Origin of the sequence: Flagellimonas onchidii (assembly GCF_004804315.1) — a bacterium.
In the GTDB taxonomy this organism is placed as follows: Bacteria; Bacteroidota; Bacteroidia; order Flavobacteriales; family Flavobacteriaceae; genus Flagellimonas; species Flagellimonas onchidii.
Genome location: NZ_SRXX01000012.1, coordinates 123,377 through 137,122, shown reverse-complemented (window position 1 = coordinate 137,122; position 13,746 = coordinate 123,377). Strand labels below are relative to the sequence as shown.

Here is a 13,746-nt window from a genome sequence, read left to right as displayed (position 1 = left end):
TTTTTCATCCCTTGAATAGATCTAATTGATTTTGCACCAATTGCCAATACCCACCCTTTTTTTGAACAAGTTCGAGATGGGTACCTTGTTCTACAATACTTCCTCGATCCAACACGACAATGTTGTCGGCATTTTTTATAGTTGAGAGTCTATGGGCAATGATTACTACAGTTCTGTCTTTATAGAATGATTCAAGACTCTTTAAAATGTTCTTTTCATTCATCGTATCTAAAGAGCTGGTAGCTTCATCAAGAAAAAAGTATTTCGGGTTTTTATAAATTGCCCTTGCAATCAAAATGCGCTGTTTTTCTCCTCCGCTTAATCGAGTTCCATTTTCACCGATTTTGGTTTTTAATTTATGGGGCTGTTCATCTACAAACTCTTTCAACATTGAAAACTGAATAGCATTTTTAAGTCTCTTTATGTTCGTTTCGGCATTGGATTTAGATTCTGTTATATTTCTCTCAATGGTGTCGTCAAACAATTTTCCATCCTGTAAAACCACACCGCATATTTTTCGCCATTCATTTGGGTCAATAGACTCTAGATTTGTTTTTCCAAGACTAATCGTTCCATTGGTGGGCTTATAAAAGCTTAACAAAAGTTTGACCAAAGTGGATTTTCCTGATCCACTATGACCGACGATTGCTGTGACTTTTCCTTTTGGAATTTTAATCGAAATATTTTTTAAGGCCTCATTTGTCCCTGGTGGCCCATATCTAAATGAAACGTTTTCTAGAATAATGGCAGATTCAGAAATAGGTTCCGGAAAATCAATTTCCACTCCTTCTTTTTTCTCTCGTTGAACTTCAAAAAGTCTTCTAGTTGCTAATTCGGCTCTTTGAAAATCAAGCATAAACTCCATCATTTTAGAAAGTGGCACATTAAGTTGACCTATTATGAATTGAATCGCCAACATCGCTCCAAGCGTAAGTGTCCCCTCAATAACGGCATACGCAGACATAAAAATTATTAGGATATTTTTCAGTTCATTGATTAACTGACCGCCATTTATCTGAAGTTGATGCGTTTTTAAATTTTTTGAACTTACATCAAATAACTCCAGTTGATTTTCATACCATTCATTTTTTCTTCTTTCTTGTGAGCCGTTAATTTTTATGTCCTCTATATTGTAGATTAACTGTAGAATCTTGGACTGACTTTTGGCACTGGCACTGAAATGGGCTCTATCAAGTTGTTCTTTCTTTTTCATAAATGATAACGACCACATGAGATAAATGGAGGAGCCAATCAAAAAAACAAGGAATATTTTTAGACTATAATATGCTAGTACAATTCCTAAAAGGAAAATATTAAAAATGTCAAATAAAAATGCCAATGACCCATTGGTAAAGAATTCCTCTATTCTTTCGTTATCATTTATGCGTCTTACCAAATCTCCAATACCTCTCCGCGAAAAAAAGGAAACCGGTAGCTGAAGAAGCTTTGACAAATAGTCGGACATCATCCGTAAGTTTACCCGCATTGAAATATGCAGCAAAATCCAATCCCTTAAAATCTCAATGATTCCCTTAGAAATAATGAAAAACAATTGTCCGATAAGAATTATTTGAATGAAACCAAGGTCTTGGTTTTCTATTCCATAATCAACGATACTTTGAGTAAAAAAAGGTAAGGCAAGCTGCACAAAAGAAGAAAGCAACAAACCTATAAGTAGTTGCTTTAATAAACTCTTATAATTCAGGATGTACTTAAACAGGTATTTGAATTCATTTTTTGAATTACCTTCACTTCTAGTCTTATAAAAGCTCTTGGTAGGTTCTAGAAGCATGGCCACGCCTTCTTCATCCTGTGACAGCCAATGTTTTTTGAATTCAGAAAATGATATGGAATACTTGCCTTTCGCCGGATCCGAAACATATACTTTGGAATTTGAGATACGGTGTACCACAACAAAATGATTATTCTCCCAATGAACAATACAGGGCAATGGTACTTTCCGCTTCAAATCCTCCCAAGAAATCATTATTGAAAAAGTCTCTAAACCTACACTCTCAGCAGCAGATTTTATCCCAGCAAGTGATACGCCATCCCTGTCTATAAACGATTTGCTCCTTAACTCTTCTAAAGAGATTACTTTTCCATAATGTTTTGCAATTATTTTTAGACAGGTTGGCCCGCAATCCATCTTGTCTAATTGCCTATAATTGGGAAAAGAAGTACGAAACATAGTTAGTGCAACAAAGCCTAAATATAAACCTTACCCACATTATAATCCAAATACTACCATTATCCACTCATTACTTCGACATAAGGTCTAAAACGTTAAAATTTGACCCAACTGGGGTACAACTTGTGAATTTATCATTTCAAATCAATTCATATTTGCTCTGAACAACTAAAACTTAGGAATATGCCAGCAAATATTTTGACACAAGAAGATCTGGAGGAATTCAAGAAGTCACTTCTAGAAGAAATCAAGAAAATTCTGCTGAAGTACGACCGTATCACCTTGGATAGATGGATAAAATCCAATGTGGTCATGAACAAGTTAGGGATAAGCCCTGGAACCCTTCAAAACTTTAGGATCAATAAAACCATCCCTTTTTCCAAATTGGGAGGTATTATCTACTATGATGAAGAGGAAATCCATAAAATCCTTATGGAAAACAAGAATTTCTTTCTAAAGGATCGATCATGAAAATAGCTCTATTCAACATACAGAACATCTTCCACCGTCACATTGGTTTGGTAGAGCGATACGCCGATAAAAACAAGGTCCGATGGACTGAGGAGTTCGAAGCTTTGATGTTACAGCAACATCGTTCCCAAAAGGACTATGATAGGATGCGAGTACTTTCCCATTTTTTGGGATTTGACAAAGAAATGCACCCTCCCTGTTTTACTATTAAAAATACTATGGGACAGCTAATACTCAAAAGAGGAGTGGACAAGCAAATACCCAAAGCTTCCCATTTGACCAATTGGGAAGGGTGGGCAAAAGTCGATTCCATACCGATCAATAAAGTGGCCACACTTAACAAAGCCAAGGTCATCAAAAGGGTAGACCCAGATATTCTCGTTCTCATAGAGGTTGAGGACAGGGCCTCGCTTCTTGAGTTCAACGGTAATTTCCTGGTCTCAGAACAAATTTCTCCTTACAAGCAAATAGTTTTTCTAGGTACCAATGATCCATATAGGCGTGGTATCGGGGTACTGGCCAAAGAAGGATTCAATCTTGAGTCAATAAAGACCCATGTCAACGATTTTGACTGTAGCGGTAAACCAATATTTGATATGGATTTGCAGCAATACAAGTTTAAAACCATATATGGCCCAGACCTTGAGGTTCTTTGTACCCACTTTTCAAACAATACTGGCAATCCGGATTTTTTCGTAAATCGTCAAAGAATACAATCAGAGTATATTTCGAGCCTTTTTGCCAATCAACAAATCAATCCCGCTAAGCATTTAATATTGATGGGAACCTTGAATGCTCCAGCTTATAGCAATGCCATTGCTCCCATAATCAAACAAACTGGTTTAAAGGACGTTGCCAAACACCCCTATTTTATGGGTGACTTGGACAAGGGTAAAGATGCGGACTATTTCAGGTTGGGAGCCTATAAAATGGGCATTAATATCAAACAAAGGGATTATTTAATGTTGTCCAATGCCCTTTTCGATGCTGTTGAAGACTGTGGATTGGTCAGAAAAGGAATGTGGCACAAACAACAGCCACAGTGGAAAATGCTCAAATCGCTCAAAAATGAAACCCATGTTGCCAGTGAACATCCTTTGGTATGGTCAAAGCTCAACATACAAAATATGCTATAATGGAATTGCAGGAGATACAAGATCGCATCTACGAAATACGAGGACATAAAGTACTGTTGGATTTTGATTTAGCTCTGTTGTATGAAACACAGACCAAGCGTTTAAAAGAAGTTGTAGGACGTAATAGAAATCGTTTTCCCAATGATTTTATGTTTGAATTGACAAGGAATGAGTACAACGCTTTAAGGACGCAAATTGCGACCTTAGACACCCAAGGTCGGGGCAAGTATAGCAAATACACTCCTTTTGCCTTTACAGAGCAGGGCGTGGCAATGCTTGCAAGTGTCCTTAGAAATGACAAAGCCATTAAAGTGAACATACAGATTGTACGTGCTTTTGTCTTTCTTAGAAGGTATGCCCTATCCCACAATGAGCTGACCTTACAGTTAACGGCTTTGGAGAAAAAATACAACAAGCAGTTCAGTGATATTTTCGAGATATTGAATTGTAAGGTTCAGCCAAAAGTTATCTTGATTATATTGCTGACTACAATACTTTTCTATATTACAAATAGGAAAAATGATACAAAGAAAGTTTTGAACCCTGCCAATTTAGCTGTTTGGCTTGGTTTTTCACTACTTTCTACTTCCTTCTTTTTTCATGATATAATTACGGACAGGCAAGGAGAAACAAACCCCTTGATTCCCAACCTGGGGATTGAGAACCTTTTGGCAAATGAGGATAGTACAATCAAGGATTTTGGCAATTATAGGATTTTCCTTTTCTTTTTAATGTTGCATGTATCTCCTCATATTCCTTGGGTAGGTTCTTTTTTGGATGCTGTTTCAAAATTGTACCGACCTTTTATACTCGTACCTGTCATTTCCACTTTTTATACCGTTGTCCTTATTATTCTTGGAGCAAGAGAAACAGGGTACAACGAACCTGATATAAAACTTTATATAGCTATTGGTGTCGCTTTTTTAGTGGCGGTCAATTTCTTTTACAATAATGTTCAATTATCCAAATCGCCACAAAGGTCAAAGCCCCCCGAATCTTTTGAGCATAAAATCAACTTGTAATGTACAACAATGGAACTGAGTTTAGTTTTTTTAAAGCAGTAGGAGATAAATTAGGTGATGCTCTCCAACGTTTGAACAGTATTTTGTTTGGCGTCGTAGAGGCCAAACAAAATACCTTCAATTGGGATTATATTATTCTTGAATACAATGAGCGTTGTGCTGGTGGAGATTTGGACGAATTTTGCTCATGTTATGTAACCGGATACTCAATGATGTTTGATTTTTCCCATGATAAAGTAGCTCAAGAAGCTATGTATTTGGAATTGCGGGCACATCTTTTAGTAAAAAGGATAAAAGGAGAAGTAAAGTAATTGTATATACAGTCCATACTTTTAGCATTTAGGTAAAGAATAGAAAAAAATCAACTATTCTTTACCCTTACTATTTTAAGATTGCCAATAGCTTTTCCGAGTATTTTTATTAAATCAACCTATCAGCTCATAAGTGAATTTGCTTTTCGCATCACCTATTTTTTGACTTAGTTCCAATTTTATAGGCATTATTATACTAGGTATTCTTTCCAATCCCTGTAAATATTCACCAAGCTCCTTTTTATCTCTGAATATAGCTTCACCACTATTCTTATTGGACTCTTGTAAAAAATAATCTGAACCATTCCCTACCCAAGCAATTGAACTTAAGGGAATATCAAAGAAAACATCACACCGTATATCGATATGGTCGTGGTCTGATGAGCTAAAATCTTTTCCAATAGTTTTATGTAATAAATCACATTGAATAAGCAATGTATCCAAGAACTTACCATCTTTATCCGTTTTAATCGGTTTCAATACAGTTTTTAGTTGTTTAATGTTATCCAATTGTCTGAGTGGACTCGGCTTTGATTCAATTTTAAATTTCATAATCATTTATATTAAGTTTATTATTAATTACTCTATGAGAGTTGTTGTCTTATCCAAAAGAACAATTCTTTGCTTACCGCTATAATAATTTCTTTCAATGTTCTCACAAGGCTTAAAAATATTGCTGCCATAATCTTATAATTTAATTGCCATTAGAATAGCCAATGCCAATGCGTTAATAGTATTTTTTGACTCCAAATGTCCGGCTTCATCTGAATTGGATAAAAATCCCAGTTCCACCAAAATTGCGGGACAGGTTGCAACGGTTTCCCGTAGTACTTGAAAATTTGCTTGTTTTATACCCCTGCTTCGATAACCCAATTTTTCAGTAAGAACCTCATTTATTGAAACGGCAATATCATTTCCTTTTTTTTGATTTGTTTTTATTAAGGATGTACCACGATGTAGATATATCTCTATACCCGTTGCCCTTTTATTTTTGGCATGGTTACAGTGCAACGAAATAAATAGGTCTGGTTTTAATACTCTTGCAAGTTTGGCTCTATGGTTTAAGGAAATTAGAGTATCTGTATATCTGGTCAGATAGATTTCATAGACATCGTTTAACAATGCTTTGTTCAATTGTGCCATACTAAGGGCAAGGGCTAGTGTTATATCCTTTTCTTTTATCTGATTGGTTCCGATTGCGCCTAAGTCTGTTCCCCCATGTCCCGCATCTATGACAACTACCCTTTTTTCTTGCCCGATTGCACCATTTACCCATAGAATAAAGAGCATTAAACATGTAATAAATATCCGTTTCATAATGCTGTTTAGTTTAAAATTTCTGTTTATGCAATTTTCAAAGTTTAGGAACATTCGTTGATTATTCTTCAAAATTTAACGCCATAACCAGTTAATATTTGCGGATTTCAATCCTTTCAGCCTTATCGCTTATAGATTTCTCAAAAACAAATTTTTAACAGGTTTTCCGCTTTGTAATTCGGGAAGCCACAAAATCCAGTTTTATGAGAAAAACTATTAAACTAACGTGGGCTATGCTCCTGATGAGCCTACCCACATTTGCACAAATTGGAGGTATCGAAGATTCTGTCAATGATGTTTCCGATACCATTAGGGCTATTTTCCCTTTACTCTTAGGAGTAATCTTCCTTATAGGATTCCTGTTCAATGCGGGTCATTTTTTCGGGGAAAATGCAGACCTCAAAAAAGGGATTACCAGAGTACTTGTCTTTGTCCTTATTGCAGGAGCGGTAGTGGGCATCTTTACTTATCTCATTGGAATTGTAGTGTAATGAGAAAGTACGGGGTATATAAAAACATTCGCAGGAGGGCAATGATATGGGGGCTACCCATATCCCTCTTTGCAATGCTAATGCTCTCCATTTTGGCATCGCTACTGATTATCATTTTTTCATTCAGTTTTTTGGTGATTATAGGAGCCCTTCTTTGGAACGGGTCGCTTTATATCATACTTACCAAAATTGCCAGAAAGCCACTCACGCTAAACTTAGGTAGCGTTTTTCCAAAAATTATTAGCAACAAACGAAATAACATACTACAATATGTCAACTATTAATATTGCCACATATAATCCAATTATTGAAATAAGGGACAATCTGATTTTTGCCAACAATGGCAACATTGTAGCCTGTTACGACGTAGAACTTCCTGAAATTTATTCGCAGTCCGAAAAGGATTTTGAGGACTTGCACGGTGCTTGGTTCCAAGCGTTCAAGTCCTTACCCGTAGGTACGGTAATCCACAAACAGGACATCTACACAAAAAAGTCCTTTACTTCAGAATATTTGCCCACAGATACGTTTTTGGCAAAAGCTACCCATGACCATTTTAAGGGACGGGAATATATAGCCCATAAATGTTATCTGTTCGTCACTCTTGTTAAGAACAAAGCACTTAACAATCCTAGATATGTAAATCCATTTAGAAAGGTAAGCAAAGGGATTTACGGAGAATTGAATCAAAACGCCCATAGCTTTTTAGGGTCTGTAAATGATTCTATTACCTATATCAACAATAGTCGTAAAGTTCGATTATTGCCTTTACAGGAATCTGAAATATTAGAACTTTCCAATGACTTTTTCAACGGTTTCAATTTGGGCTACGATACCGATATGGTACTGGAAAAATCCAAAGTCACCATAGGCAACAATCATTTCGATGTATTGGCGGTCAATAGTGAATCCTGCTTTGGCGATAGTGTACAGACTAGTAAAATCAACGAACGCTTTACCTCGGATGATTTTGTTTTTCACCAGGGTTTTATTGATGGGCTTGGGTTGTCACTTGATGAAAACCATATCATCAACCAAATTATTTACTTGGATGATAAACAGAAATGGCGAAAGCTGCTTGACAAGAAAATTGAGGAACTGAAGAAGAGTTCAAATTTTGGCACACAGAACAAGGTCATTCTTAAAAAGATTGAGCATATACAAAATCAAATCAACAATGATGATAATGCACGAATCATAAGGGGGCATCTCAATATTATTTATTGGGATAGTAACATCAATAATTTAGAGCGTATAGGTTCTCGGATAAAATCAGAATTTAAAGAACTTGATATAGTACCATTTTATCCAAGAGCCGAACAGCGCAAGAATTATATCCTTAACAGTTACCCCTGTTTTTCATCCAATTTCTCCAATGAAGATGTATATGTAACAGATTTGAAACATGCTCTTTGCCTTTTTGTAAATAATACCAATTACAGAAGTGATGCAAAAGGTATCATCTTTAATGACAGGCAGAATAATATCCCCATTCTAAAGGATGTTTGGGACGAGGAAAAAAAGCATATCAAGGCTAAGAACTTTGCCATTTTTGCCCCGACAGGTGAAGGAAAATCATTTTTGGCGAACAATATTTTACGTCAATTTTTTGAAACTGGGGTTCGCTTGGTCATTATTGATTTAGGAGGCTCATATACAAAATTTGCTAGCCTCTATCCTGAACAATTTACGGTGCTACGATATGAAAGTGGTAAAACATTAGGAATCAACCCTTTTTATATTTCAGGAGAGAATGATTTTACTGCCGAAAGAATTGAGGACTTAACGGTTTTTCTACTTGAATTATTTGGAGAAGGAATAACAGATTCCAATAAAGGTAAACAAGTAGCACTTAAAAAAATATTAGTCCACTATTACAAAGAGGTACGGTTACGACATTCATTGCAGGGTTTCTTTGATTTTGTTTCCCACAAAAAAGATGCACTTCTTGAAGATTTACTCATACCTAAAAAAGTAATAGACCTCGATAACTTCTTATTAATCCTTTCTGAATATGTTGATGATGGCATTTATAGTTTTCTTTTTGAACAAAGGGAAGACCAATCCTATAGACTAGAGGACAAACGACTCATAGTATTTGAGTTAGACGAGGTAAAGGACAACAAGGAAATCCTTTCCGTTATGCTCAAACTTATCAAGACCGCTATCCAACGTACCATTTGGCAGAACAAAGAAGAAAAAGGGATTATCCTGTTTGATGAGTTTGCCAAACAATTGAAGTTTGAAAATGTACTTGAGTCGGTAGAATTCTACTATCAGGCAATCCGAAAGCAAAACGGGGCAGTCGGGGTTATTCTACAATCCATCAATCAATTGCCGAACAATTCCACTTCGGCAAGCATATTGGAAAATACACAGGTCATCTATAGCCTGAACAATGAAAAGGGTTATGACGAGCTTGTAAAACGATTGAACCTTTCTTCCCACGACCTTAATCAGCTTAAATCTATCAAGAACAACCTTTCCGGAAAGCGCAAGTACACCGAGATTTTTATAAAAATCGGAAAGGAGAGCAACATATTTCGATTGGAAGTTCCCAAAGAGGTTTTTGCTGCATACTTGACCGATGGAGCAGATAACCAAACCATTTTAAAGCTTTTCCATAAGCACGGAACTATGGAAAAAGCAATTCAGCAATTCATTCATTTAAAACAATATTAATATGAGAAAATTAATTTTTATGTGCCTATTGGCACTCGCAAGTTTTGGGCAAATAAAAGCCCAGGGAATGCCCGTTTATGATAACACCAATTTTATCACATTGGGCAAACAGATATTGGAATCGGCAAAACAGACCGCCGAACTGTTAAAGACCGTCGAATTTCTAAGAGAACAAAAAGAGCGTATCGAAAAGGTAAGCAATATCGTAAAACAGTTAAAGGCGGTTCGTGAACTTACCCGTAACAATCAACGTCTTTTTAATGTGGTTCGGGATGACTTACGGGACATTTTAAGTTCTCCCTATATCAAACCAGAAGAAATCACAAGGGTTTCGCAATCTTTTGATGTCATCATAGAAAACTCCTTGGAAGATTTGGAGTTTGTGGAGCAGATTCTGTCCAGTGATTTTCTGAAAATGACAGATGCAGAGCGTGCAAGCGTACTCAAAGAAAAGGAAACACGCTCCAAAGAAATGGTCGCCGAGATTGAGCGCAAGACAAAGCGGTACAACGACATCATTTCTTTTCGGAAAATGCAGGACAGGATAAACAACAGGGAAACCAATTTTTAAGCCATGCAACTTGCAATTCCACTTATAGCGGGTCTGGAATATGTGGATGCCGTGTTCCAGACCATAAAGGACAGCGACTTTTTGCAGTACACCATTGTAGGGATGAAAGCCCTTGCCATTCTTTTTTTTCTGATAAACATCTTGAAAAAATATAATGAAGGGGTTGCCAGTAGGGATGGTTATACATGGGGGCTTACTCCTACTGAACTAGTAAAGAATTTTGTGGTGGTCATACTGGTTATATTCTCCACAGAGGTCTTGGCAGTGTTCGATACCATTTTGGTAGCTATTGAAACAGGGTATCGTAATACCGCTCCTACCCTGCTCCCTTTGCAGTTACAGGATATTCCTTTGGAAGAAGATGCCGGAGTACTCAATGCTACGGTAAGGGGGATGACCTTATTATATGAGTTTCTTGCTTCTCCCCTGCTTGGGTTAAGGATGCTTGCATTTATAATAAGCGTATTTCTTTGGTTGATTGAACTTCTTATTTACCCTCTTTTCTTGGCAGAGCGGTTTTTCTTGCTTGGAATTATGCAAGCCTTTTTTCCATTGATTATAAGCCTTGCCGTATTTGAAAAATTCAGGTCAATGGCCTATACATTTTTCAAACTGTATGCAGCAGTTTATATGTTGGTTCCAGCATTCTTCTTGGTCAACATTTTTATAAATGAGCTATACGCCCAATTCACTAACAATTTTTGGGTCAATCTAATTGGGATAGAATTTGGAAGCTTGGTCTTTGCTCCAATCATTGAAATGGGAACAATAAGTTTCATTGTCTTTTTAAAGTTCAAGCTCTACAAAAGGGCAACCTCGTTCACTTTTAAATTATTTACATAATGAAAACACCCTATAAAAACATATACGAAGTATTAAGACTAAATCGGTTCATTGTTTTGACCATTGTTATAGCTTGTTCCCTTTCAACAGTGATTTCAAGCCTAGTTTCTGTCAAGATGTTCAACAAAGCCGTTAATGGGGCTTTTGCCATTGGAAGAAACGGCGAGGTAATGCCCTTAAAATGGATGGAGCAAATAGAAGGTTTACAGGTTGAAGCGTTGAACCATTTAGACCTGTTCCATTCTTATTTCTACGGAATTGATGCCACCAATTTTGAAAACAATATTGAAAAATCCCTTTGGCTTGGTGATGAGTCCGTGGACAACGTGTACCGTCAGAAAAAAGCCGATGGGGTTTATAACAGGTTGGTACAATATTCTTTGGTACAAAAGGTAATCGATATTGATTCACAAATTGACCTTACAGCAGAACCATACCCCTTTAAGACCGTGACCGTATTTCAAATCAACAGGGGGTCGATAATCGACACTTATGAATTGGTCACTACCGGTAAGCTGATTCACTTGGAAAAAAGAAACTTTCCCAAGAATACTAACGCACTTCTAATAACAGATTATTTCGAGAATTCATTAAAAAAAATAGATTATGAAAATTGATAAGAAAAAAACCACTTTCGCAGTGGTTATAGGCGCAGTGCTTATTTTCATTATCGCTTATTCGGTAATGACCTTTGGCGATAATGATTCACCTGAAGATGAACTTTTACAACCTTTAGTCCCTACTTTGGAGGCCGGACAAGAGCAATATTCATCCAGATTGGATGCCGTGAACGATTTAAAGGAAATCAGGCAGACCAACGCCCCAAGCATCTATGATGAAAAACTATTGGATTCAACAGGACTTTTTGACCCTGATTTGATTGAAAAAGAAAAAGCTCGTCTGGTAGATAGTATATACAATAACGGTAAGATAAATTACAGTATAGGAGAATACCGAAATAACGTAAAGGACAGTATTGTAAATGCCATAACACAGAAGCAAAAGAAACAAAAAGAGGTAAAGGATATTGCTCTCAAAGAGCAAAAACCCATTGTTGAACTTGAAATCAAAACAAAGGAGATAGGCTTACAGCAGCAATTGTTCTTTGCTTCTAATCCACTACCAGATACAAAAACAGAATCCCCTCTTAACATAAGAGTAACTACTGATATAAAAAAGGTCATCAAAGCAAATGACCGTTTGGAAATGCGTACTCTGGATGATGTTGTAATAGGCGACAAATTTATACCAAAGAATACACCTCTTTTCGGTATTGTCAGCTTTAAGCCGAACAGGGTGCTATTAAAAATAGAGAATATTGACGGTCATCCAGTTTCATTTAAGGCGTGTGATATTCGGGATGGTTTGGATGGTATCTATATTGAAAACAGTTTTAGGGAAGAATTAAAAAGGCAGCTCGTGGGTGATGCAATCGATGATATTAACGTACCCGGTGTTCCGCAGGTCAGGGGGATTAAAAAAATATTTCAACGTTCCAATCGTCTTGTAAAGTCAACAGTATATAAAAATTATAAACTCATTTTAAAAGTCGATAATCGACAATAAAAAATTTATATCATGAAAAAAAAATTGATAATAGTGTGTTTGGGATTGGTTTTCTCAGCTCATGCAAAAAAAAATGAACAATTGGACACTATTTACGCCAACGAGCGTATGACAATGGCACTTTTTTTCCCATCCAACATCAAACAAGGGTTAACAGGTTCGGACAATTTTGTTTTTACTTATAACAGGGAAAAACAGCAGAATTTAGGGCTTTTAAAAGCCATTAAGGGTACGGACAGTAATCTACTGGTCATTACAACTGATGGCAAGGTATATTCCTATATCCTGAAGTATTCGGAAAACCTGAAAAACCCAAATCGTTTTATCCATCAAGATGAGAGTATTGGAACTACCAAAAGAAAGGAGGTAATTAAAAACAATGTTTCAAAAAACAGTATTTCCGTTGATGATTCCCTGGATCAGCTTCACTCCTCTTGTGAATCATTATTGAACCTTCCGGAAAAATTAAACAAAAGAAAAATCGAAGGTAATGTAAAACTGAGCGTTAAGAACCAGTACTATCATGGTGACAACGTATATATCCAATTTGAAATCGAGAACAAATCGGAAATCCGTTTTAATTTTGATTACTTGAACATTTATAAAGTAAGCGGTAATAACATACGGAATGCATCTTATCAGGAAATTCCAATGAAGCCTATTTATATACATAATGTCCAGGACCAAATTTTACCGAACACAAAGGCAAGATTTGTCTATGTAGTTCCAAAGTTTGCCATTGATAAAAACGAAAAGATTATGGCTAGGCTGCAAGAACAAAATACGGTTAGGTCAGTTAATTTGGTTTGGAAATAGAAATAGTTAATCAAAGAGCCCTAGAAGTTTCTAGGGCTTTTTTTTTCAATGTGTGATATAGACACATTATTTGCCAGATAATAGCGGTATCCCTATCCATAGATAAATCTATAATATTTTTTGACAAGACAATGACATCGCTTAAGTTAAGCGATGTTCAGAAAGAGTTTAATTCAACACTCCATAATCCCTGACGAAATATAATCGTATTTTTGTGTACGTAATTCAAAATGATTTTATAAAGAAATAAAAGCAGATAAAATATAACAATAGCGTTATGCTATAATTCTCTTAGGGAAAACGACCATTTTTAAGACCGAGGATTATAA

Annotated in this window: 14 protein-coding genes; 11 read left to right on the top strand and 3 right to left on the bottom strand. The window is 36.2% G+C overall.

Annotated features, from left to right (window positions below; all coding sequences use genetic code 11):
• Positions 1-4: 4 nt before the first annotated feature.
• Positions 5-2,191, bottom strand: a complete 2,187-nt coding sequence (locus tag E4661_RS13690; protein WP_136468013.1) for a peptidase domain-containing ABC transporter — start codon at positions 2,189-2,191, stop codon at positions 5-7.
• 183 nt (positions 2,192-2,374) lie between these two features.
• Here E4661_RS13690 and E4661_RS13685 point away from each other — a divergent pair, with 183 nt between their 5' ends.
• From E4661_RS13685 to E4661_RS13670, 4 genes are read left to right on the top strand one after another with little or no spacing between them, the layout of a single operon-like run.
• Positions 2,375-2,662: a helix-turn-helix domain-containing protein gene (locus E4661_RS13685; protein ID WP_136468012.1), complete on the top strand. Its 288-nt coding sequence runs from the start codon at positions 2,375-2,377 to the stop codon at positions 2,660-2,662.
• Positions 2,659-3,798, top strand: a complete 1,140-nt coding sequence (locus E4661_RS13680) for a hypothetical protein (RefSeq protein WP_136468011.1) — start codon at positions 2,659-2,661, stop codon at positions 3,796-3,798. Before E4661_RS13685 ends, E4661_RS13680 begins: the two co-directional genes overlap by 4 nt.
• The gene (locus tag E4661_RS13675) at positions 3,798-4,820 is read left to right on the top strand and encodes an ORF6N domain-containing protein (RefSeq protein WP_136468010.1); all 1,023 of its coding nucleotides are present in this window, start codon (positions 3,798-3,800) and stop codon (positions 4,818-4,820) included. Before E4661_RS13680 ends, E4661_RS13675 begins: the two co-directional genes overlap by 1 nt.
• The gene (locus E4661_RS13670; protein WP_136468009.1) at positions 4,820-5,131 is read left to right on the top strand and encodes a hypothetical protein; all 312 of its coding nucleotides are present in this window, start codon (positions 4,820-4,822) and stop codon (positions 5,129-5,131) included. The genes E4661_RS13675 and E4661_RS13670 overlap by 1 nt, the downstream gene beginning before the upstream one ends.
• Positions 5,132-5,245: 114 nt before the next feature.
• On the opposite strand, the gene E4661_RS13665 is transcribed toward E4661_RS13670, so the two are convergent.
• Both E4661_RS13665 and E4661_RS13660 read right to left on the bottom strand, forming a co-directional pair.
• The gene (locus E4661_RS13665) at positions 5,246-5,683 is read right to left on the bottom strand and encodes a hypothetical protein (protein WP_136468008.1); all 438 of its coding nucleotides are present in this window, start codon (positions 5,681-5,683) and stop codon (positions 5,246-5,248) included.
• A gap of 135 nt (positions 5,684-5,818) precedes the next feature.
• Positions 5,819-6,448: an N-acetylmuramoyl-L-alanine amidase family protein gene (locus tag E4661_RS13660; protein ID WP_240751484.1), complete on the bottom strand. Its 630-nt coding sequence runs from the start codon at positions 6,446-6,448 to the stop codon at positions 5,819-5,821.
• 203 nt (positions 6,449-6,651) lie between these two features.
• Between E4661_RS13660 and E4661_RS13655 the strand changes: the two genes are divergently transcribed.
• From E4661_RS13655 to E4661_RS13620, 7 genes are all read left to right on the top strand, one after another.
• Positions 6,652-6,939, top strand: a complete 288-nt coding sequence (locus tag E4661_RS13655) for a hypothetical protein (RefSeq protein ID WP_136468007.1) — start codon at positions 6,652-6,654, stop codon at positions 6,937-6,939.
• 270 nt (positions 6,940-7,209) lie between these two features.
• Positions 7,210-9,621 (top strand): TraG family conjugative transposon ATPase, encoded by a 2,412-nt coding sequence (locus E4661_RS13645; protein ID WP_136468005.1) that lies wholly within the window; start codon positions 7,210-7,212, stop codon positions 9,619-9,621.
• A 1-nt stretch (position 9,622) separates the two neighbouring features.
• Positions 9,623-10,192, top strand: coding sequence for a conjugal transfer protein (locus E4661_RS13640; RefSeq protein ID WP_136468004.1), 570 nt, complete (start codon positions 9,623-9,625; stop codon positions 10,190-10,192).
• 3 nt (positions 10,193-10,195) lie between these two features.
• Complete coding sequence (locus E4661_RS13635; RefSeq protein ID WP_136468003.1) at positions 10,196-11,035, top strand: hypothetical protein; 840 nt, start codon at positions 10,196-10,198, stop codon at positions 11,033-11,035.
• The gene (locus E4661_RS13630) at positions 11,035-11,652 is read left to right on the top strand and encodes a conjugal transfer protein TraK (protein ID WP_136468002.1); all 618 of its coding nucleotides are present in this window, start codon (positions 11,035-11,037) and stop codon (positions 11,650-11,652) included. The genes E4661_RS13635 and E4661_RS13630 overlap by 1 nt, the downstream gene beginning before the upstream one ends.
• Positions 11,642-12,601 (top strand): conjugative transposon protein TraM, encoded by a 960-nt coding sequence (gene traM, locus E4661_RS13625; RefSeq protein ID WP_136468001.1) that lies wholly within the window; start codon positions 11,642-11,644, stop codon positions 12,599-12,601. Before E4661_RS13630 ends, traM begins: the two co-directional genes overlap by 11 nt.
• Positions 12,602-12,613: 12 nt before the next feature.
• Positions 12,614-13,417 carry a DUF4138 domain-containing protein gene (locus tag E4661_RS13620; protein WP_136468000.1) on the top strand — a complete coding sequence of 268 codons (804 nt, stop codon included), beginning with the start codon at positions 12,614-12,616 and terminating at the stop codon, positions 13,415-13,417.
• The last annotated feature ends 329 nt before the right edge of the window (positions 13,418-13,746 follow it).